A 20,138-nucleotide genomic window follows, 5' to 3' on the forward strand; every position below is an offset into this window, starting at 1 on the left:
TCATGGACAAGACATTTGTCGTCGCCGCCGATGCCTCACGCGCGCGCATCTTCGCTCGAGAAGCGCGGACGCTGCGGGAGATCGAGACGTTGACGCATCCGGAGTCCCGGCTGCATACCGGCGATCTGCGCACCGGCGGCAAGGGCGAGGCGACCTCGGGCGCCAGCCAGCGTCAGACCGGCAACGAGAACGCCACCTCCGAAAAGCAGGCGATGGTCTTCGCCAAGGAAGTCGCGGGCTATCTGCGTGATGCGAGGACCCAGGGCAAGGCCGACAAGTTCGTACTGATTGCGGCGCCGCAGTTTCTGGGCCAGTTGCGAGAAAAGCTCGACAAGCCGACGCTCGACTGCGTGATTCAGACGCTGGATAAGGACCTCTCGAAGGCCAGCGAGGAAGAGATCGCCGGCAAGCTCGATTGACCGTTGACCCGTGCCGGCGATCGTCTTCTCAGGGGATCGTCGGCAGATCGATTTCATCGCTGCGCTGAATACCGGCGGTCATCTCGCGGCACAGGCGCAGAAACTCCCGCATGCCGGTGGTCAGATACTTCTGGCGGTGCCAGATGAAAGCGAATCGGCGCGTCAGATCCAGTTCGGGCGTCGCGATTGGTACCAGGCTGCCGCGGCGGAAGGCATCTCTCAGTGCCAGACGCGATACGCAGCCAATGCCGAGACCAGACTCCACGGCGCGCTTGATCCCTTCGGTATGTTCCAGCTCCAGCAGGATGTTGAAGCGGCCCCGTCGGTGGCGCATGGCATGTTCCAGTGTCCTGCGCGTGCCGGAACCCACCTCTCGCATGATCCACGCCTCGCGCAGCAGTCGCTCGACATCGGCGCTACGCGCTTCGGCCAGCGGGTGACGAGGGGAGCAGAACACGGTGAGATCGTCTTCGATCCAGGGTTGAATGACGATATCGTCATGCTGGCAGTCGCCCTCGATCAGACCCAGATCCAGCTCATGCAGCGCGATGCGTTCGACGATCGAGGCGGTATTGCGAACCTGCAGCCTGACCCGGCTTTCCGGATAGCGCTGCATGAAGTCGCTGATCAGCAGCGTTGCCAGATAATTGCCGATCGTCAGCGTCGCTCCGACTTCCAGCGAGCTGATACCGCTCTGGCCCTGCAGCAGCTCTTCGATCTCCTCCCCGCGATCCAGCAAGGCGACCGCCTTGGGCAGTAGCTGAAAACCCAGCGCATTCAGTTTGAGGCGTTTGCCGAGTCGATCCAGCAACTGGCAGTCGAACTGACGCTCCAGTTCCGCCAGCGCGGTGCTCGTTGCCGACTGCGACATCGACAGCGTCTGAGCGGCGCGGGAAACGCTCTGATGCTGGGCGATCGCCACGAAAACCTCGAGTTGACGCAGGGTATAGCGCATGTCCTGGATCCGTTATCGATTTTGTGGATATAGAATATCCAAATAATCCACTTAACAGAATACTGGCAGTTTCTTATAGTTCGGTCATCTACTTGGCATCTCATCTATGCCTTTTCGCTATTATCGGTCGCAGTCATCGTCAGGAGTCGGTCATGAGCAAGTTTGCCCTGGAAGAGGTCTTGAGCGTTCACCACTGGAACGACACGCTGTTCAGCTTCCGGACCACGCGCGAACGCAGTTTGCGCTTCAAGAACGGGCAGTTCGTCATGATCGGCCTGGAAGTCGACGGCAAGCCGCTGGTGCGCGCTTATTCCGTCGCCAGCCCCAACTATGAAGATCACCTCGAGTTCTTCAGCATCAAGGTACAGGATGGTCCGCTGACGTCGCGTCTGCAGCACCTCAAGGTGGGCGATCAGATCATGGTCAGCCGCAAGCCGACCGGTACGCTGGTCTGCGACGATCTGCTGCCGGGACGCAACCTGTACATGCTTTCCACCGGCACCGGGCTGGCCCCTTTCATGAGCCTGATTCAGGATCCCGAAGCCTATGAGCGCTTCGAGAAGATCGTGCTGATTCACGGCGTGCGGTCGGTCAGCGAGCTGGCCTACGCCGACTTCATCTCCAAGGAGCTGCCGGCGCACGAGTACCTGGGCGACGAGATTCGCGAGAAGCTGGTCTATTACCCGACGGTGACGCGCGAAGCGTTTCACACCATGGGTCGCCTGACCGACCATATCCGCAGCGGCAAGCTGTTCGAGGACACGGGCTTGCCGCCGCTGGATCCGAAGCAGGATCGGGCCATGATCTGCGGCAGCCCGGCGATGCTCGAGGAGACCAGCGGGCTGCTCGACGAGCTGGGGTTTGCCATTTCGCCGCGAATGGGCGAGCCGGGTGACTATGTCATCGAGCGGGCTTTTGTTGAAAAATAAGGTCGAGAAGTGATCCGACTCGCCGAGCGCGTGATGACGTAAGCTCGAAGCGGAAATAAAAACCGCCTCCCCGGCAGGACCGTGGAGGCGGTTTTTTTTGGGGCTGATTTCGAGCGCAAGTTTGAGTTTGAAAAGTCGGCGAGCGAATGGTCAGACAAGGCAAAAATCAGCGCAAAAGCGGAGTTTACAAGATGTAAATGAGCATTTTAAGCTGATTTTTAGCGCCGTATGACCGAGCGCAGCCAGTTTTCAGACCGCGTCCTTGCCGGTCTCGCCGGTACGGATACGAATCACCTGCTCCAGCGGCGAGACGAAGATCTTGCCGTCGCCGATCTTGCCGGTGTTGGCCACCTTGGTGATGGCATCGATCACCTGATCGCTCATGCCGTCGTCGACGGCGACCTCGAGCTTGATCTTGGGAAGGAAGTCGACCACGTACTCGGCGCCACGATAGAGCTCGGTGTGACCTTTCTGGCGACCGAAACCCTTGACCTCGGTCACGGTGACACCCTGCACGCCGATCTCGGATAGAGATTCACGCACGTCGTCCAGCTTGAACGGTTTGATAATGGCGGTAACCAGTTTCATGGAAGTTCTCCTCGCGTGCGATGGACGGATAATGTGCGCTCAAGTCCTTGAGTCGCCGTCATGAATGCCGGACGACCGTTAGTTTAAGCATACACCGCCGATCGCGGGAATTAAAAAAGGCCCCCCGAAGGGGGCCAGGGGAGCACGCCAGCTCACTCGGTGTATCGGCTTACTTCTTGCCGACGTTGAATTCAGGATAGGCTTCCATACCGCATTCCGCGATGTCGACGCCTTCATATTCTTCTTCTTCGGAGACTCGGATACCCATGACGGCCTTGATGATGCCCCAGACGATCAGGCTGGCAATGAAGGTCCAGGCGAAGATCGTCGCGATACCCAGCAACTGGGCGCCGAAGGTGGCATCACCGTTGGAGAAGGGTACCGCGACCAGCCCCCAGATGCCGACCACGCCATGAACCGAGATGGCACCGACCGGATCATCGATCTTGACCTTGTCGAGCGTCACGATGGCGACGACCACCAGCAGGCCACCGACCGCACCGATCAGCGTGGCGGTGAGCGCGGTCGGCGCCAGCGGCTCGGCAGTGATGGCAACCAGGCCCGCCAGGGCGCCGTTCAATGCCATGGTCAGGTCCGCCTTGCGGAACCAGAGCTTGGCCAGAATGATCGCGGCGATGACGCCACCGGCCGCGGCCGCGTTGGTGTTGACGAAAACCTGCGCCACGGCGTTGGCTTCACCGATATTGGAAACCATCAGCTCGGAGCCACCGTTGAAACCGAACCAGCCCAGCCACAGGATGAAGGTGCCGAGCGTTGCCAGCGGCAGGTTGGAGCCAGGAATCGCGTAGATAGCACCGTTCTTGCCGTACTTGCCCTTGCGCGCGCCCAGCAGCAGAACCCCGGCGAAAGCGGCTGTCGCGCCACACAGGTGGACGACACCGGACCCGGCGAAATCCTGGAAACCGGCTGCGTCGAGGAAACCGCCGCCCCACTTCCAGTAGCCCTGGATCGGATAGATGAAGCCGGTCATGACGACGGCGAAGAGCATGAACGCCCAGAGCTTCATGCGTTCGGCGACGGCACCGGAGACGATCGACATGGCCGTGGCAACGAAGACGACCTGGAAAAAGAAGTCCGAACGCGCGGAGTAGTAGACGTCGCCGCCGCTGGACATCACGTCGTCGACGCTGTTTTCCGCACCGATCAGAAAGCCGAGGCTCGGGAAGAAGCCACCGCTCTCGCTGGAGTACATGATGTGATAGCCGACCAGCAGATACATGGTACAGGCAATGGCGTAGAGAACGACGTTCTTGGTCAGAATCTCGGTGGTGTTCTTGGCGCGAACCAGGCCCGCCTCGAGCATGGCAAAACCGGCCGCCATCCACATCACCAGGGCACCAGTCACCAGAAAGTAGAAGGTGTCGAGTGCGTAGGAAAGTTGAACCACTTGATCATTCATTCTTTTGTCTCCTCGTTCCGCGCCGTTAAACGGCGTCGGCCCCGCGTTCCCCGGTTCGAATCCGGATCACATCTTCGAGTGGCGTGACGAACAGCTTGCCGTCGCCGATCTTGCCGCTGTTGGCGGCATTGCGGATCGAATCCAGCACGCCATCGACACGATCGTCTTCGACAGCGACTTCGACCTTCACCTTCGGCAGGAAATCGACGACGTATTCCGCGCCGCGATAAAGCTCGGTATGGCCTTTCTGACGACCAAACCCTTTCACTTCTGTGACGGTGATGCCCTGCACGCCGTTATCGGCCAGTGCCTCGCGCACATCGTCGAGCTTGAAGGGTTTAATGATGGCGGTGATGAGTTTCATCCCATGTCTCTCCCGTAGTCGGCTAGCGCCTACAGGTTACACGCAGGACACATGCCACCCGGCATCGACGACATTGAAATCAATGACTTGAAGTCGTTTTTGTCGTCGCTACGCTCTGGCGCGTAACGGTGATGCCCGATAATCGCACCAATAAGAGGCGCCTGGGTTTTCGGTGTGCACCGTTTGTGCGCAGGCGAGAAAGCGTGACTTTGCGTATGCTGAATGGCTAGCCATCACGGCGATGATCATCAACGCAGCAGGGCACCAAGGAGAGAACGTCATGTCGGCACAGGATCGGTTCGAACGCTTGACCAGGCAGTTGGGCGACAAGTTGCATGGCGCGTCTCAAGCGCCGGGCGATATTCAGCGCAACATGCAGGGCGTGTTGCGTGGCGCGATGGAACGCATGGAAATCGTGTCTCGAGAGGACTTCGACATCATGATGGAAGTGCTTCAGCGCACTCGTGAGCGGGTCGAGGCATTGGAGGAGCAGGTCGCGGCACTGGAGAACACGCTCCAGAGCGAGCAGGCATCCCAGCCCAGGGTCCAGCCCCACGTGCCGCCCATCGACGATGTGGATGGCAGCGCTCACGGGAAGAAATCCTGAGCGAGGTGACGACGGTTCGGAGCGTTACCCATGATTGCAATAATGCGTAACATTATGTAGTCGTGTAGGCTGGATGGCATGCCGCTCCGGCATGCCTCTGGCCTGTGGCACCCGCCCAGGTGTGGACCGGGGAGACGACATGACCCTTGCCATCGTGCGCGCTCGCGCCAGCCTCGGACTCGAGGCACCGGAAGTCCTGATCGAGGTACATCTCAGTAACGGCCTGCCCGGGCTGACGCTGGTCGGACTGCCGGAGGCCGCGGTCAAGGAGAGCCGCGAGCGCGTTCGAAGCGCGCTCATCAATGCCGGATTCGAATTCCCTTCTCGCCGCATCACGCTCAATCTGGCGCCCGCCGACCTGCCCAAGGATGGCGGGCGTTTCGACCTCCCCATTGCCCTGGGCATTCTGATGGCCTCCGGTCAGGTGCCGGTCGAAGCGGCCGAAAAGCTCGAGATCGTCGGCGAACTGGCACTGGACGGCGCGCTGCGCCCGGTGACCGGCGTACTGCCCACGGCACTGGCGGCGCGACGCGCAGGTCGCGGTCTCATCGTCCCGCTTGCCAATGCCGACGAGGCCGCGCTGGCCGATGGCGTCGAGGTGTTCGCGGCGGGGCATATTCTCGAAGTGGTGGGTCATTTACTGGGTCGCGAGAAGCTCCCTGCGCACCAGTTTGGGGCGCCGGTTCAGGCGCGGGTTCCGCAGCCCGACATGGCAGACGTCAAAGGGCAGCATCAGGCGCGCCGAGCGCTGGAAGTCGCGGCGGCGGGCGGTCACAACCTGCTGCTGGCAGGTCCGCCGGGCACCGGCAAGACCATGCTGGCGAGCCGGCTGGCCGGCATTCTGCCGCCCCTGACACAGGACGAATCGCTCGAGGTCGCCGCCGTGCGCTCGGTCTGCGGGCTGCCGATCATGGAACGCTGGGGGCAGCGACCGTTTCGCAACCCGCATCACACCTCGAGCAGTGTCGCGCTGGTCGGTGGAGGGTCGCGACCGAGACCCGGCGAGATATCGCTGGCGCATCAGGGCGTGCTGTTTCTGGACGAACTCCCGGAGTTCGATCGTCACGTGCTGGAAGTGCTGCGCGAGCCGATGGAGTCGGCGCAGATTCTGATCTCCCGGGCCAATCATCAGCGCCGCTTTCCGGCCCGTTTCCAGCTTGTCGCGGCGATGAATCCTTGCCCGTGTGGCCATCTCGGCGACCCGCGCCAGCGCTGCCACTGCAGCCCGGCGCAGATCCAGCGCTACCAGTCACGGCTGTCCGGGCCGCTGCTGGACCGGATCGATCTCCAGGTCGAAGTGCCGGCACTCCCCGCCACCCAACTGACCGACCAGACGCCCGGCGAATCTTCCGCCAGCGTGATGGAGCGTGTCCTGGCCGCCCGCCGGCGCCAGCAGGCGCGAGGCTCGCTCAACGCCCACCTGCCGGGGCCCGAGCTGGAAGCGGCGTGCGCCTTGTCGCCGGACGAGCGCCAGTGGTTCGCAAGCGTTCTGGACCGTCTCAACCTTTCCGCACGGGCCTATCACCGCGTACTGCGGGTGGCCTTGACCCTAGCCGACCTCAGCGGTGAAACGCGTGTCGGCAAGGCGCAACTGATGGAGGCGATCGGCTATCGCCAGCTGGATCGCATGTTGAAAGCCAACGATCCCATGCGGGCCTGAGTCCTGAAGGCGTTGCTCAATTCGCTTCCTGCAGCGCCAGGGCCAACGTCTCGAGTCTTCCCGGTACCAGCGCGTCATCGAGCGCGCTGATGCGCAGCACGTGCCCCAGCGCGGGATGGGCGGGGCGGTGGATCAGCGTGCCTTCCGCCAGCAGCTGCCGGTGGATCTCGCTCGCGCGTTCGGCGGTTTCCATTCTCAGACTGACGAAATTGGTCGTGCTGGGCAGCACCTCGGCGCCACGCTCCTGCAACCATTGGCTCAGCGCTTCGCGTCGCTTGACCACCGCTGCCACGTGCTCGCGGGTTTCGTCGGGATGCCGGAGCACGGTCTCTGCGGCCGCCAGCGCCAGCGACGAGACGGCGTAGTGAATCCTCACCTTCAACAGCATGGCTTGGGTTTCTGGCAAGGCGATGGCGTAACCCACACGCAGCCCTGCCAGTCCATGAGCCTTGGAGAAGGTGCGTAGCCGAATCACGCCGGGCCAGACGGCATTGGCTTCGGACGCGTCCGCATCGTCACGAAAATCGTGGTAGGCCTCGTCCAGCACCAGGGTGCAGTCGTCGGGAAGGTGCTCGCGCAGTGCACGCACGTCGGCATCGCTGTGGAGATGGCCGGCGGGGTTGTCGGGGTTGGCCAGATAGACCACCCGAGCCCGTTCGCGCTTGGCCGCGGCTGCCAGCCCGCCGAGGTCCGGGGCCAGATAACCCGGGCCGCTGGCGTACTCGACTTCGATCTGGCGACAGCCGTGTCCGTGCACGAAGTAGCTCCAGGTCGGGTAGGTGCCGGCGCTGGTGATGACCGTGTCCCCCGGCTCGCACAGCGCACGCAGCGTCAGCGCCATCAGGCTGTCCGCGCCCGCATCTACCAGCAGTGTCTCCATCGGCAGCCCCAGGCCTTCGGCGAGCAGCTCGCGAATCCGCCACGCCTCGGCGTCGCCGTAGGTACGGGCGAGGTCGGCGATGTCGCTTCCGAATCGCGCCGCCAGCGCCCGATGGGGCATATCCAACCCTTCATTGGAACCGATGCGATGGGGCAGCGCGTGGCCCAGACGGCGTTCCAGCGCCTGTAAGCCGGGGAAGGGATTGTGGGGGCCGTGCTGGTTTTCGAGATGGGGAGCAAAGCGTGACATGGGCTTCTCAGTCGTGACGTTGAGCGATAGCGGATGGTGGAAACGATAAAAGGGGCAGCGACGTTCACTGGCGAGTTCACGGTGCCGAGAGGGCATCGTCCGATGGCAGGGCGTCAAGATCCACCGCGCCGCTGGCCTGCCAGTGCCAGTGAGTACCCTCGTCCCCCGGGCGGGATAGATCGAACTGCAGCCGATAGGGCTGCAGGATACGGTCGCTCAAGTGCAGCGGCGGGGTCTCGGCGCTGAGCCGGGCTTGCAGCAGCCACTGCTGGCTGGCGCTTTGCGACATCGAGACGGGCGCCCAGTCCAGCACGTGCGGTGCGTTCTCCTGGCTCAGCAGCCCCCGGGCCAGCGCTTCATTGAGCGCCTCGGGGGTAATCGGCAGTGACGCATCCACCTGCGCTGGGCGCATCAGGACAGTGACCGCCGAGGCGTTCTCGGAAGACCAGGGCGGCGTCTCGAGCAGGCCTCGGGCCGCGTTATCCGCCAACCCGCGCAGCGCTTCGCGAGCGTCCGGCGGCGACTGGCTGAGGCCAGCGCAGCCGGCCAGCGTCATGACCAGGATGCTGACGAGCAGAAACTTCATGGCTTTGGCTTTGGAACGGGAACTGGTGGGTGCGTCGCCGCGAAGCGTGTCAGAAAGTCATCGAGCGCTTCGAAAAGCAGACGTCGGATCGGCTCCGCCTCGTTGACCAGGTGGTGGCGGGCATCGGGGTGCCGCACCACCTGGGCGCGCGGAAACTTGCGCCGCAGTGCCTTGAGATTCCAGCTCCAGTCGACGGTCAGGTCCTGCTCGCCCTGCAGGATCAGCACCGGCAGCTCGCTGGGCGGACGCTTCAGCAGCGTCGGCATCCAGCGGCGCATTGCGGTGACCCAGGTCAGTGCCAGATGATCGTCCTGCAGCGGGTCGTGCAGACGTAAAAAATCGGCGAAGTCGAGATTGGTGGTATTGGCGCGATACTTTCGGGGAATGGTATCCACGAACGGACTGGCGATACGGTGGAGCCAGCGCGACTGATTCCAGCCCCACGGGCGGACCAGCGGCGCCAGCATTACCAGCCCTTGCCACGGCGCCTGATCGCCGCGCGCCAGGGCATCGGTGGCGACGATCGAGGCGCCCGTGCTTTGGCCGATCGCCAGCCACGGGCCCGGCGCGAGATTCAGGTCGGCGATCTGGCGTTCGATGCTATTGAAGCACTTCACGTAATCGGTGAAATCATCGATGGTGGCACGAGCACCGCTGGAGAGTCCGTGGCCGGGCAGATCCCACATCACGACCTGCCAGCCGAGCGCCAGCAGTCGTTCGAGCAGATGGCCGTAGAGCCCGAGATGATCGAAGTAGCCGTGAACCACGAAGATCGTCCCGCGGGGGGCGGGTGGGACCCACACCTGAGTCCACAGTTCGAAGGTTCGGCCTGCCTCGCCTTCGGCCTGCAGGAAACCGGCATGAAGCTGGAGCTCGGGATGGGCTTCCAGCAGTGCCGACAACCGGTAGTGATCGAGATAGCCGGCCAGTGGCGAATCGGTGGGCGTTTCGATATGGCGGACGGTGCCAACCGTCTTGAGTGGCGAAAAGTCGAGCATGCGTGTGTCTCCTGGTCCGCCTATGCTACTCGCCGTGCGCCGCCGAAACCATGGCATGAAGCGGGCGATGGCAGGCCGTCGAGACAGCGCCGACGGCGGCTGACGAAGGTCGAAGAAGACAATGCCCGACTGGCTGATTATGATGTCGTACAGTATGTGGAAATATTTTCCATAAATAATCTTGGGCCCGATGACGTCGCAGGATGACGAGACGATGACTGTGGCCTCAGTGACCGCCGATCTGGAGACGAACATGACATCCGCTACGACAAAACGTACCACTCATCACCGATTACAGGTAGCGAACGAGCTCGATCGCTTCATCGTCGATGAAGTCATGCCCGGCACCGGCATCGAGGCCGACGCGTTCTGGGCCGGTTTCGATGCGCTGGTTCATGACCTGGCGCCTCGCAATCGGGAACTGCTGGCCGAGCGCGATCGCCTTCAGGCCAAGCTCGATGAATGGCACCAGGCCAATCCGGGTGAAATCAAGGACATGGCGGGCTATCGCGCCTTCCTCGAGGAGATCGGCTATCTGGTCGACGCGCCGGCCAAGGTGCAGGCCTCCACGGCCAATGTCGATGCCGAGATCGCGCGTCAGGCCGGGCCGCAGCTGGTGGTGCCGGTTAACAACGCGCGCTACGCGCTGAACGCCGCCAACGCCCGCTGGGGCAGTCTCTACGACGCGCTCTACGGCACCGACGTGATCAGCGAGGCCGATGGCGCCGAGAAGGGTGGCGACTACAACCCCAAGCGCGGCGCCAAGGTGATCGCCTATGCCCGCAACGTGCTCGACATGGCCGCGCCGCTGGCGACCGGGACGCATCGGGATGCCGTTGGCTACGTCGTTCGTGACAATCGACTGTCGGTAAAACTCGAGGGCGGGCGCGATACCGGGCTGAAGAACCCGGGCCATTTCGTCGGCTTCCAGGGCGAGGCCGCCTCGCCCGATGCCATCCTGCTCTCCAATCATGGCCTGCATCTCGAAATCCAGATCGATGCCGAGCATCCGATCGGCAGGACCGACCCGGCCCACGTCAAGGATCTGCTGGTCGAAGCGGCGATCACCACGATCATGGATTGCGAAGACTCGATTGCCGCCGTCGATGCCGAGGACAAGACGCTGGTCTATCGCAACTGGCTCGGTCTGATGAAAGGCGATCTCGAGGAGCGCTTCGACAAGGGCGGCAAGACCGTGACCCGGCGTCTCAATCCGGATCGGGATTACACCCTGCCGGATGGCGGCTCGCTGACGCTGCCGGGCCGCTCGCTGATGTTCGTGCGTAACGTCGGTCATCTGATGACGACGCCGGCCATTCTCGATGGCGACGGCAACGAGATTCCCGAGGGCATTCTGGACGCGGTGATGACCTCGCTGATCGGTCTGCATGATCTGAAACGGAAGGCGGAGACCTCGCTGGGCAATTCGCGCGCCGGGTCGCTGTATATCGTCAAACCCAAGATGCACGGCCCGCAGGAAGTGGCCTTTGCCGACGAGCTGTTCGGGCGCGTCGAACAGCTGCTCGGGCTGCCGGCGGACACGCTGAAGATGGGCATCATGGATGAGGAGCGGCGGACCTCGGTCAACCTCAAGGCCTGCATCGAAGCGGCCTCGTCGCGGGTCGCGTTCATCAATACCGGCTTTCTCGATCGCACCGGCGACGAGATGCATACGGCCATGAATGCGGGGCCGATGCTGCGCAAGGGTGACATGAAAGGCAGCCAGTGGATCGCTGCCTACGAACGCAGCAACGTCCAGATCGGGCTGGCCTGTGGACTGCGCGGGCGGGCCCAGATCGGCAAGGGCATGTGGGCGATGCCGGATCTGATGGCGGCGATGCTCGAGCAGAAGGTGGGCCATCCCAAGGCCGGCGCCAATACCGCCTGGGTGCCGTCGCCGACCGCCGCGGTGCTGCACGCGCTGCACTATCATCAGATCGATGTCGGCGCGGTCCAGCGCGAACTGGAAGATCAAGGGGAAACGGATCTGCTCGACGATCTGCTGACCGTGCCGGTCGATCCCAAGGCGGCCTGGCGAGCCGACGAAATCCAGCAGGAACTCGACAACAACTGCCAAGGCATTCTCGGCTACGTGGTGCGCTGGGTCGAGCACGGGGTCGGTTGCTCCAAGGTGCCGGATATCCACAACGTCGGGCTGATGGAAGATCGCGCCACGCTGCGTATCTCCAGCCAGCACATCGCCAACTGGCTGCACCACGGGATCGTGGACGAAGCGCAGGTGCGCGAAACCCTCGAGCGCATGGCCAAGGTGGTCGACGAGCAGAATGCCGGCGATTCCGGCTACACGCCGATGACCTCGCGGCTGGATGATTCCACTGCGTTTCAGGCCGCGTCGGATCTGATCTTCAAGGGCCGCGAACAGCCCTCCGGCTACACCGAGCCGCTGCTGCATCACTGGCGCGCCGTGGACAAGGCGAAGCACTGAGCTACGAGTTACGAGCTACGTAAAAGCGCCAGCGACATTGTCGCTGGCGCTTTTCTTTGTAGACTGCGGGCGCAGACTGGTTTTCGCGGCTCGCCGTTTTGCCTCTGTGACTCGATGATGGCTTGCGCTATCTTGACGGCTGCGTTGTTTTTCCCCCGAATCGAGTGCCGTCCATCGAACGTGACGTCCTGGGAGAGTCCGATGACCGTAATGACCGCCGCCGAAATCGAGGATTTTCTCGACGACGTCTTTCCCCAGCGTCAGGGCACCATCGAGGCCGTCGATCACCTGCGAGCGACCATGAGTCTGGCGATCGAGGACGAGCACCTGCGTCCCGGCGCCTGTGTCTCCGGACCGTCGATGGTGAATCTGGCCGATGTCTGTCTCTACGTGGCGATTCTGGCTCAGATCGGGCCGGAGGCGATGGCGGTGACCAGCAGTCTCAACTGCCATTTTCTGCGTCGCGCCCGCGGCGACCGGGATCTCATCGCCAACGCACGCATCATCAAGCTCGGCCAGCGGCTTGCGGTGGGCGAGGTCCAGCTGTTCTCCACCGGCGACGACGAGCCCGTCGCGCTGGTGACGGCAACCTACGTGCTGCCGGATCGGGACGACTGATCGCTGGCGCCATTGCCAGCGTCATTCGCACAGTCCTTGGCGCAGTCCTTGGCGCGGTCCTTCGCATAGCCTTATCAAGCGTTTCCCGCACCGATCCGCTGCGCTATTTTGCGATCGGTTTCTCGTCTCTCTTTCCCCGACTGTTTCCCCGGACTATTTCCCCGGACTATTCCCCGGGGTATGCCGAGCGTTGATGCCAGGCGCTCCAGGCCAGTGCCAGCCAGCCCGCCATCAGCAGCAGCCCGCCGACCGGCGTGACGATACCCAGGGGGCGCACGCCACTGAGGATCAGGCCGTAGAGCGATCCGCTGAACAGTACCATCCCCGTGAACCAGAGCCCGACGGCCAGCATCTGCCCCCGCAGAGGACGCTGTCCGTGCCAGGCGAGCACGGCCATGACGGCCAGCGTGTGCCAGGCCTGATAACGCACGGCGGTATGGAAGACTTCAAGATCGCGCGGCGACAGGATGCCGGCCAGCGCGTGAGCACCGAAGGCGCCGGCCGCCACGAGAATGAATCCGCTCAGTGCGGCGAAAATCCAGGCCCACTTTGGGTGCATGTTACGACTCCTTGATGGCGACTATGCTTGCTTGAAGGCGGCTATGCTTGATAGAGGCGTCAGTCGCGGAATTGACGCCTGCTAGTCTAGCGCGTAAAAAACCGCCTCGGCAGCCGCCTGCCAGCGCTTGCGACGTCATCGTCCTCCATAAGGATCTCCGAAATGGAATTCATCAACACGCTTCACGACGCGATCTATGCGGTCATGACCCCGCTCAGTGATTTTGTCTGGACCTATATCCTGCTCTACCTGCTGCTGGGTGCCGGGATTCTGTTCACCGTTCTCACGGGCTTCATGCAGTTCCGGTTGTTCGGCCACATGGCCCGTGTCACCTTTCACAGCCGCGGTTCCGGCACCGGCGTCAGCGGCTTTCAGGCTTTCGCGACATCATTGGCGGCACGGGTTGGCACCGGCAACCTGGCAGGTGTGGCGATCGCTCTGTGGGTCGGCGGCCCCGGGGCGATCTTCTGGATGTGGATGACAGCACTGGTCGGCTTTGCCACATCGTTCGTCGAATCGACCCTGGCCCAGACCTACAAGAAGCGTAACGAGGATGGCGTCTTTCGCGGCGGTCCGGCGTACTACATCGAACGGGCCCTGGGCCAGCGCTGGATGAGCGTGCTGTTCGCGATCTTCCTGCTGATCGCTTACGGTCTGGCTTTCAACGGCGCCCAGTCCAATACCATTGCGCAGGGCCTGTCCCAGGCGTTCTCGATCCCCAACTGGATGACCGGTGTGGCGCTGGTGATCATCACGGCGCTGGTGATCTACGGGGGCCTCAAGTCCGTTGCGCGCACGGCCGAGAAGATCGTGCCGATCATGGCCATCGGTTACTTCCTGGTGGCGCTTTATGTCCTGGTGGTGAACATCGGTGAAGTGCCCGCGATGCTGGAGCTGATCATCAAGAGCGCCTTCGGCTATGGTCCGGCGGTCGGTGGTGCGGTGGGTTATACCATCAAGATCGCGATGGAGAACGGCATCAAGCGCGGCCTGTTCTCCAACGAAGCAGGCATGGGCTCGGCGCCCAATGCGGCCGCCCAGGCGGACGTCAAGCACCCGGCGGCGCAGGGGCTGGTGCAATCCTTCGGCGTGTTCATCGATACGCTGGTGATCTGCAGCTGCACCGCGGTGGTGATTCTGCTTTCGGGCGTCTACGAACGTCTGATGAGCACCTCGCCGGGGCAGGATATCGTCGGCATCCAGCTGACTCAGGACGCGATGGTCGACCACCTCGGCAGCTTCGGCGAGATTTTCATCGCGATCGCCATCTTCCTGTTCGCGTTCACCTCGATCATTGCCAACTTCTCCTACTCTCAGATCAATATCGAGTACCTGTTCAAACGTCATTGCAAAATGGCGGTCTCGGTGCTGCGCATTGCGGTGTTGGCGATGGTGATGATCGGTTCCGTCGCCCAATTGCAGTTCGTGTGGGATTTCGCCGATCTCGCCATGGGGCTGATGGCCACCACCAACCTCATTGCGATTCTGCTGCTGTGCCCGATCGCGCTGCGTGTGCTCAAGGATTACGAGCGTCAGCGCAAGGAAGGGGTGCATGAGCCGACCTTCGACCCCCAGAAGGTGCTGAAGCGTCCCGAGCAGGTCGACGCCGATGTGTGGCCGGCGCGCGAAAGCACCGTCTGACTCGTACGATGCCTGACCAGGATGCCTGATTCTTCGTGAGGCGCTACAATGCGCCTCCTCGAGATCCGCTTCAGGGAGAGCCGTCATGCAGATTCAGCTCAACGGTGAGCCCAGTCAGCTCGATGGCGAGCAGACGTTGGCCCAACTGGTCGATTCGCTTGGCTTGGCGGGACGGCGTATCGCCATCGAGGTCAACGAAGAGATCGTGCCACGCAGCCTGCATGCGCAGACGCGCCTGAGTGACGGCGATAGCGTGGAGATCGTGCACGCTATCGGCGGCGGCTGATTTCCGTCCGATTCATGACCAGGAGCCATCCATGTCTCAGCTGATCCAGGACACCCCGTTGATCGTGGCGGGACGTCGCTTTGCCTCCCGCCTGCTGGTCGGCACCGGCAAGTATCGCGACTTCGACGAGACCGCTTCGGCGATCGCGGCCAGCGGTGCCGACGTGGTGACCTTCGCGGTTCGCCGCACCAATCTCGGCCAGAATCCGGGCGAGCCCAATCTGCTCGACGCCGTTCCACCGTCGCGCTACACGCTGCTGCCCAATACTGCCGGCTGCTACACCGCCAGGGATGCCGTGCGAACCTGCAAGCTCGCGCGCGAGCTGCTTGACGGCCACAACCTGGTCAAGCTGGAAGTGCTGGGCGACGACAAGACGCTCTATCCCAACGTGGTCGAGACGCTGGCCGCAGCGGAAACCCTGGTCAACGATGGCTTCGACGTCATGGTCTACACCAGTGACGATCCGATCGTGGCCAAGGAGCTGGAAAAGCGCGGCTGCTGTGCGGTGATGCCGCTGGGGTCGCTGATCGGCTCGGGCAACGGCCTGCTCAATCCGGCCACGCTGGCGATCATTCTCGAACAGGCCGAGGTGCCGGTACTGGTCGATGCGGGGATCGGCACGGCGTCCGATGCGGCGCTGGCGATGGAGATGGGCTGCGATGGCGTGCTGATGAACTCCGCCATCGCTCACGCCCGGCACCCGGTGATGATGGCCAACGCCATGCGCAAGGCGATCGAGGCCGGGCGCGAGGCCTTTCTCGCCGAGCGCATGCCGCGTCGCCAGAGCGCCAGCCCTTCCTCGCCGTTCGCCGGGCGGATCAACGGCTGAGCCTACGCGAACGACCTGGCCCGCGATCGAGGCGTTCTTCGATCGACCGGTCCTTCGATTGATCTATCTCTGGATCGAACCGTATAGGGCCACCGCAACCGGTGGCCTTTTCCACTTTCCTAGCCTGTTGACGCCTCTGCATGACTGACAAGACGACGCCCGATAACGAATCCTCCGCCGACGCCCCCGTGCGGCGTGGCATCAAGAGTTACGTACTGCGCGCAGGGCGCATGACAGCGGCGCAGGAGCGCGGGCTGAAAGACGTCTGGCCCCGGTGGGGGCTGACGCTGGCCGATGGCCGCCAGGACCTCGAGCAACTGTTCGGCCGCAAGGCGCCCTGCGTGGTAGAGATCGGTTTCGGTATGGGCCAGTCGCTGGTCGAGCAGGCCGAGATGCATCCCGAGACGGACTTCATCGGCATCGAGGTTCACGCGCCCGGCGTGGGCAAGCTGCTCGACGAGGCGGACAAGCGCGGGCTCACCAATCTGCGGGTCTACCGTGAAGACGCGCTGGCCGTGCTGGCGGATTGCCTGCCGGAAGCGAGCATCGATACGCTGCAGCTGTTCTTCCCCGATCCGTGGCCCAAGAAGAAGCATCACAAGCGGCGGATCGTGCAGTTGCCGTTCGTCGAACTGGTGCGCTCCCGGCTCGAGCCGGGTGGCAAGCTGCACATGGCCACCGACTGGCAGGCCTACGCCGAATTCATGGCGGAGGTGATGGCCGAGGCGCCGGGTTTCGTCAACACCGCGCCGGCCGAGACCGCCCCTTTCATCGCACGCCCCGACTTTCGCCCGTTGACCAAGTTCGAGCAGCGCGGCGAGCGCCTGGGTCACGGCGTCTGGGATCTCATCTACCGGCGCGATTGATCGGCTGGCGCCATGCGCGATATCTCCTCAATGCGTCTTCAATGTGCCCAGTCGCCAATGTGGCGAAAGCGTTGCTGGGCGATCAGCGCGATCGCAACGCCCAGTAACGCCAACGCCATGCCCCCCAGCTGTAGCGTGTCGATGCGTTCATCGAACATCCATGCGGTCCACAGTAACGTGACCGGCGGGGTGAGGTAGATCGCGCTCGAGACGGCCGTCACGCCAACCCGGCGCAGGCAGGCAGTGAGAAATCCATAGCCGCCGAAGCTCGACAGCACGACCAGCCAGCCCATCGTCTGCCAGGTGATCAGTTCGCTGCCCGGGGGGGCCAGCTGTCCGTCGCTGAACGCTGCGGTCAGAAAGACCAGGCTTGCCGCGCCGAGCTGCGCCGTCAGCGTGGCCGGCATGCCGAGACCCGACGGGCGCCGGGTGGCGAGCAAGCTGCCGAGGGTCACGCTGATCACCGACAGCAGCGGTAGCGCATAGGCCCAGCCGCTGGCGCTACCCGCACCTTGCCAGTCGCCGGCCACGCACAGCGCGACGCCGCTTGCCGCGATCGCCATGCCGATCCAGCTCGCGATCGGCATCTGCTCGCGGAGCCACAGCGTTGCCAGCAGTGCGGCCAACAGCGGCTGCTGCGCCGTGATCAATGCGGTGGAGCCGGCGCTGACGCCTTCCCCGACGGCCAGCATCACGAACAGCAGATAGCCGCCCATGGTGAGCGCGCCGACGCTCATCTCGCGCAGCCAGCCCGACAGCGTCACCGAGCGCTGGTGGCTCAGAGCCCACCACAGCGCGGCGATCGAGGTGGCGATGACGAAGCGCCAGGCGAACATGTCCATCGCCGGCAGTGGCGCCTGACTGGCCAGTCGGCTGCCGATGAAGCCGGAGCTCCAGCAGATGACGAATCCCGTCATCAGTGCCACGTTCAGCGATAGATTGCGCATGCCAAGCCTCCTTGTCGGTATCGACGAGCCGTTGATATCGTCCCGGTGCGGATGTCATCGAAGCGCCGGTGTGATCGAAGCGCCGGTGTGATCGAAGCGCCGGTGTGATCGAAGCGCCGGTGTGATCGAAGTGGCTTGAGTCTGCGCGCTCAGGCGAGTTCAATGAATCGAATAAAAATCTATCTGAGTTCAATATGATTGAAGGCAACCAGACGCTCGATCTCGAGCTGTTGCGCACATTCCAGGTCGTCGCGCAGACCGGGTCACTGGCGGCAACGGCAGAGGTGCGCCATCGCACGCTAAGTGCCATCAGCATGCAGATGAAACGTCTGGAAACCGAACTCGACGTGAGGCTGCTCGAGCGGAACTCGCGTGGCGTATCGTTGACGCCGAGCGGCGACGTGCTGCTGCGCGAGGCGCGAGAGCTGCTGCGAGTCCACGATACGCTGGTCAGCCGGTTCAGCGGCGAGCGTCTGAGCGGGCGGGTGCGGCTGGGGATCCCCGAAGACTACGCTCGCGAGCTGCTGGACGATACGCTGCCACAGTTCATGGCGCGTTATCCAGGCATCCTGCTGGACGTCACCACCGATACCAGCGGCCGGCTCGCGCGGGCGCTCAGACAGCGAAAGCTGGATCTGGCCGTGGTGCTCGATCATGCAACGGGGCTGGAGGGCGGCGAAACGCTGTGGCATCCCACGCCAGTGTGGGCCGGCCCCGTTCAGGGCGCGCTTCACCGGGAAGCGATCGTGCCACTGGCGGTGCATCCCGAGGAGTGCCCTTACCGACACCTGGCGACCGGCGCGCTGGACTCGGTTCAGCGCCCGTGGCGGGCGATCTTCACCAGTACCAGCATTCACGCCGTGGAAAAGGCCATCGAAACCGGCATGGCGATCGGCGTGCTCGACCGCGAGCGGGTGACCACGGCCATGCGTCCGCTCGACGAGAGTGACGGGATGCCGCCGATACGCCGGTGTGTCGCGCGTCTGCACTTCGCCCAGGCGATCGAAGTCGGTTCGCAGCCGGCGGTCGAAGCGCTGGCACAACTGCTGCGCGAGCGACTGCACGGGCGCGGGCCCTGGCAGCGTGATGCGCTGAGCGAGCGCGATATCGGAAACAAAAAAGGCCGCCCTGGGCAGGGCGGCACTAAGGACCGTGACTAGCTTGATGAGGAGATAACCATGGCAGGAACCTGACATTCGCTGCTGTGGTCAGTGGCGTTTGGCAGCGCCACGATAAGAAGGTTAATCATTCTCATTTGTGATTGCAAGCGTAACGAGAATCTTTTTTATTTGCAGTCGTCAATTCACGCCGAAGCCGTGCAGCAGCAGTGGCAGCGTCGCCATTGCCAGCAGGGTCTGGCCGGTAATCACGGCGGCCATCAGTTCTGCGTCACCGCCCAGCTGGCGGGCCAGAATGTAGGCGGACGTCGCGGTCGGCAGCGCGGCGAACAGCAGTGCCACGTCGCGATCCGCACCGTGGAGGCCGACCATCCAGGCCAGCGCCAGCACGGCCAATGGCGTGACGATCAGCTTGAGCCCGCTCGACAACCAGAAAGCTTTGCCGCTTCGCCACAGTGCGTGAGGGCGCAGGGCAACGCCCACCGCGACCAGCCCCAGTGGGAGCGCGGCGTTGCCGAGCAGTTCGATGGCCTCAAAGCTCCACCCTGGCAGGCCGATACCGCCAAAATTCAAGCCAATCCCCAGCAGGCAGGCAAGAATCAACGGGTTTCGCAGCAGCGCCAGGGCGCTCTGGCGCAGACTGGCGCTACCCAGCGTGCCGGAGGCAATGAAGGCCAGCACGCAGAGAATATTGGCGCTCGGCACCATCAGCGCGACCGCGACGGCCGCCACCGTCGTGCCGGCAGTGCCGTGCAGGGCCGTCGCCCCCGCGACGCCGACATAGGTATTGAAGCGCACCACGCCCTGGAAAGCCGAGGTGAAGGCGGGAGGATCGAGCCGCAGACGATATCTCGCCAGCCACAGGCCCAGCCCCATCAGCGCCATGGCGCCGAGCAGCGTGACGCCGAGCCGAATGACCGGGACCTGGCTGACGTCGGCAGTCGCCAGCGTCGACACCAGCATTGCCGGAAACAGCAGGTAATAGATGAAGCGCTCGAGTCGTGGCCAGAAATCGCCGCCGGGAAAACGTGCCCAGCCCAGCACGGCACCGAGTAGAATCAACAGAAATAGCGGGCCCAGGGCGTTCGCGATATCGCTCATGTGTCATCCTTGTCGAGCGCCTCGGTGATCTGCAGCGCCTTTGCCCGCTAGTCTATCGGCTAATGCTCAACG

At 63.3% G+C, this 20,138-nt stretch carries 21 protein-coding genes; 11 read left to right on the forward strand and 10 right to left on the reverse strand.

All coding sequences use genetic code 11. From position 1 onward, the window contains the following. Positions 1-2: 2 nt before the first annotated feature. A complete protein-coding gene (locus BTW07_RS01875) occupies positions 3-419 on the forward strand; it encodes a host attachment protein (protein ID WP_075568463.1) in 417 nt (138 codons plus the stop codon). A gap of 28 nt (positions 420-447) precedes the next feature. On the opposite strand, the gene BTW07_RS01880 is transcribed toward BTW07_RS01875, so the two are convergent. Next, the gene (locus BTW07_RS01880; protein ID WP_075568464.1) at positions 448-1,374 is read right to left on the reverse strand and encodes a LysR family transcriptional regulator; all 927 of its coding nucleotides are present in this window, start codon (positions 1,372-1,374) and stop codon (positions 448-450) included. A gap of 152 nt (positions 1,375-1,526) precedes the next feature. Between BTW07_RS01880 and BTW07_RS01885 the strand changes: the two genes are divergently transcribed. Beyond that, on the forward strand, positions 1,527-2,303 hold the full coding sequence (locus BTW07_RS01885; RefSeq protein ID WP_075568465.1) for a ferredoxin--NADP reductase: 777 nt from the start codon (positions 1,527-1,529) through the stop codon (positions 2,301-2,303). Between the two features lie 249 nt (positions 2,304-2,552). Here BTW07_RS01885 and glnK read toward each other — a convergent pair whose 3' ends face one another. The 3 genes from glnK to BTW07_RS01900 form a co-directional block, all read right to left on the reverse strand. Continuing rightward, on the reverse strand, positions 2,553-2,891 hold the full coding sequence (gene glnK / locus BTW07_RS01890; RefSeq protein ID WP_075568466.1) for a P-II family nitrogen regulator: 339 nt from the start codon (positions 2,889-2,891) through the stop codon (positions 2,553-2,555). Positions 2,892-3,060: 169 nt separating this feature from the next. Next, on the reverse strand, positions 3,061-4,311 hold the full coding sequence (locus BTW07_RS01895) for an ammonium transporter (RefSeq protein WP_075568467.1): 1,251 nt from the start codon (positions 4,309-4,311) through the stop codon (positions 3,061-3,063). A gap of 25 nt (positions 4,312-4,336) precedes the next feature. After that, a complete protein-coding gene (locus BTW07_RS01900; protein ID WP_071231037.1) occupies positions 4,337-4,675 on the reverse strand; it encodes a P-II family nitrogen regulator in 339 nt (112 codons plus the stop codon). Positions 4,676-4,955: 280 nt separating this feature from the next. Between BTW07_RS01900 and BTW07_RS01905 the strand changes: the two genes are divergently transcribed. Beyond that, positions 4,956-5,282 (forward strand): accessory factor UbiK family protein, encoded by a 327-nt coding sequence (locus BTW07_RS01905; protein WP_075568468.1) that lies wholly within the window; start codon positions 4,956-4,958, stop codon positions 5,280-5,282. Between the two features lie 139 nt (positions 5,283-5,421). Beyond that, complete coding sequence (locus tag BTW07_RS01910) at positions 5,422-6,942, forward strand: YifB family Mg chelatase-like AAA ATPase (protein WP_075568469.1); 1,521 nt, start codon at positions 5,422-5,424, stop codon at positions 6,940-6,942. 16 nt (positions 6,943-6,958) lie between these two features. Here BTW07_RS01910 and BTW07_RS01915 read toward each other — a convergent pair whose 3' ends face one another. The 3 genes from BTW07_RS01915 to BTW07_RS01925 form a co-directional block, all read right to left on the reverse strand. Beyond that, a complete protein-coding gene (locus BTW07_RS01915; protein ID WP_075568470.1) occupies positions 6,959-8,071 on the reverse strand; it encodes an aminotransferase class I/II-fold pyridoxal phosphate-dependent enzyme in 1,113 nt (370 codons plus the stop codon). Between the two features lie 76 nt (positions 8,072-8,147). Beyond that, positions 8,148-8,657 carry a hypothetical protein gene (locus BTW07_RS01920; RefSeq protein ID WP_075568471.1) on the reverse strand — a complete coding sequence of 170 codons (510 nt, stop codon included), beginning with the start codon at positions 8,655-8,657 and terminating at the stop codon, positions 8,148-8,150. Further along, a complete protein-coding gene (locus BTW07_RS01925) occupies positions 8,654-9,655 on the reverse strand; it encodes an alpha/beta hydrolase (RefSeq protein WP_075568472.1) in 1,002 nt (333 codons plus the stop codon). Before BTW07_RS01925 ends, BTW07_RS01920 begins: the two co-directional genes overlap by 4 nt. A gap of 253 nt (positions 9,656-9,908) precedes the next feature. On the opposite strand from BTW07_RS01925, the gene BTW07_RS01930 reads away from it, so the two are divergent. Together BTW07_RS01930 and BTW07_RS01935 are read left to right on the forward strand one after the other, a co-directional pair. Continuing rightward, the gene (locus BTW07_RS01930; protein WP_075568648.1) at positions 9,909-12,101 is read left to right on the forward strand and encodes a malate synthase G; all 2,193 of its coding nucleotides are present in this window, start codon (positions 9,909-9,911) and stop codon (positions 12,099-12,101) included. 201 nt (positions 12,102-12,302) lie between these two features. Further along, entirely contained in the window at positions 12,303-12,719 is a 417-nt protein-coding gene (locus BTW07_RS01935; RefSeq protein ID WP_075568473.1) for a PaaI family thioesterase, read from the forward strand. A 166-nt stretch (positions 12,720-12,885) separates the two neighbouring features. Here BTW07_RS01935 and BTW07_RS01940 read toward each other — a convergent pair whose 3' ends face one another. Further along, positions 12,886-13,278 (reverse strand): DUF423 domain-containing protein, encoded by a 393-nt coding sequence (locus BTW07_RS01940; RefSeq protein ID WP_075568474.1) that lies wholly within the window; start codon positions 13,276-13,278, stop codon positions 12,886-12,888. 162 nt (positions 13,279-13,440) lie between these two features. Here BTW07_RS01940 and BTW07_RS01945 point away from each other — a divergent pair, with 162 nt between their 5' ends. The 4 genes from BTW07_RS01945 (at position 13,441) to trmB (ending at position 16,900) form a co-directional block, all read left to right on the forward strand. Beyond that, positions 13,441-14,919: an alanine/glycine:cation symporter family protein gene (locus tag BTW07_RS01945; RefSeq protein ID WP_075568475.1), complete on the forward strand. Its 1,479-nt coding sequence runs from the start codon at positions 13,441-13,443 to the stop codon at positions 14,917-14,919. A gap of 85 nt (positions 14,920-15,004) precedes the next feature. Then, entirely contained in the window at positions 15,005-15,205 is a 201-nt protein-coding gene (gene thiS / locus BTW07_RS01950) for a sulfur carrier protein ThiS (RefSeq protein ID WP_075568476.1), read from the forward strand. Positions 15,206-15,236: 31 nt separating this feature from the next. Then, a complete protein-coding gene (locus BTW07_RS01955) occupies positions 15,237-16,034 on the forward strand; it encodes a thiazole synthase (RefSeq protein ID WP_075568477.1) in 798 nt (265 codons plus the stop codon). A gap of 140 nt (positions 16,035-16,174) precedes the next feature. Then, entirely contained in the window at positions 16,175-16,900 is a 726-nt protein-coding gene (gene trmB / locus BTW07_RS01960; protein WP_075568478.1) for a tRNA (guanosine(46)-N7)-methyltransferase TrmB, read from the forward strand. Between the two features lie 38 nt (positions 16,901-16,938). On the opposite strand, the gene BTW07_RS01965 is transcribed toward trmB, so the two are convergent. Continuing rightward, positions 16,939-17,847, reverse strand: a complete 909-nt coding sequence (locus BTW07_RS01965; RefSeq protein WP_075568479.1) for a DMT family transporter — start codon at positions 17,845-17,847, stop codon at positions 16,939-16,941. A gap of 194 nt (positions 17,848-18,041) precedes the next feature. On the opposite strand from BTW07_RS01965, the gene BTW07_RS01970 reads away from it, so the two are divergent. Continuing rightward, complete coding sequence (locus tag BTW07_RS01970; protein WP_075568480.1) at positions 18,042-19,007, forward strand: LysR family transcriptional regulator; 966 nt, start codon at positions 18,042-18,044, stop codon at positions 19,005-19,007. Positions 19,008-19,145: 138 nt separating this feature from the next. On the opposite strand, the gene BTW07_RS01975 is transcribed toward BTW07_RS01970, so the two are convergent. Beyond that, the gene (locus tag BTW07_RS01975; RefSeq protein ID WP_075568481.1) at positions 19,146-20,066 is read right to left on the reverse strand and encodes an AEC family transporter; all 921 of its coding nucleotides are present in this window, start codon (positions 20,064-20,066) and stop codon (positions 19,146-19,148) included. Between the last annotated feature and the right edge of the window lie 72 nt (positions 20,067-20,138).

The organism is Salinicola socius, assembly GCF_001937195.1.
GTDB lineage: Bacteria > Pseudomonadota > Gammaproteobacteria > Pseudomonadales > Halomonadaceae > Salinicola > Salinicola socius.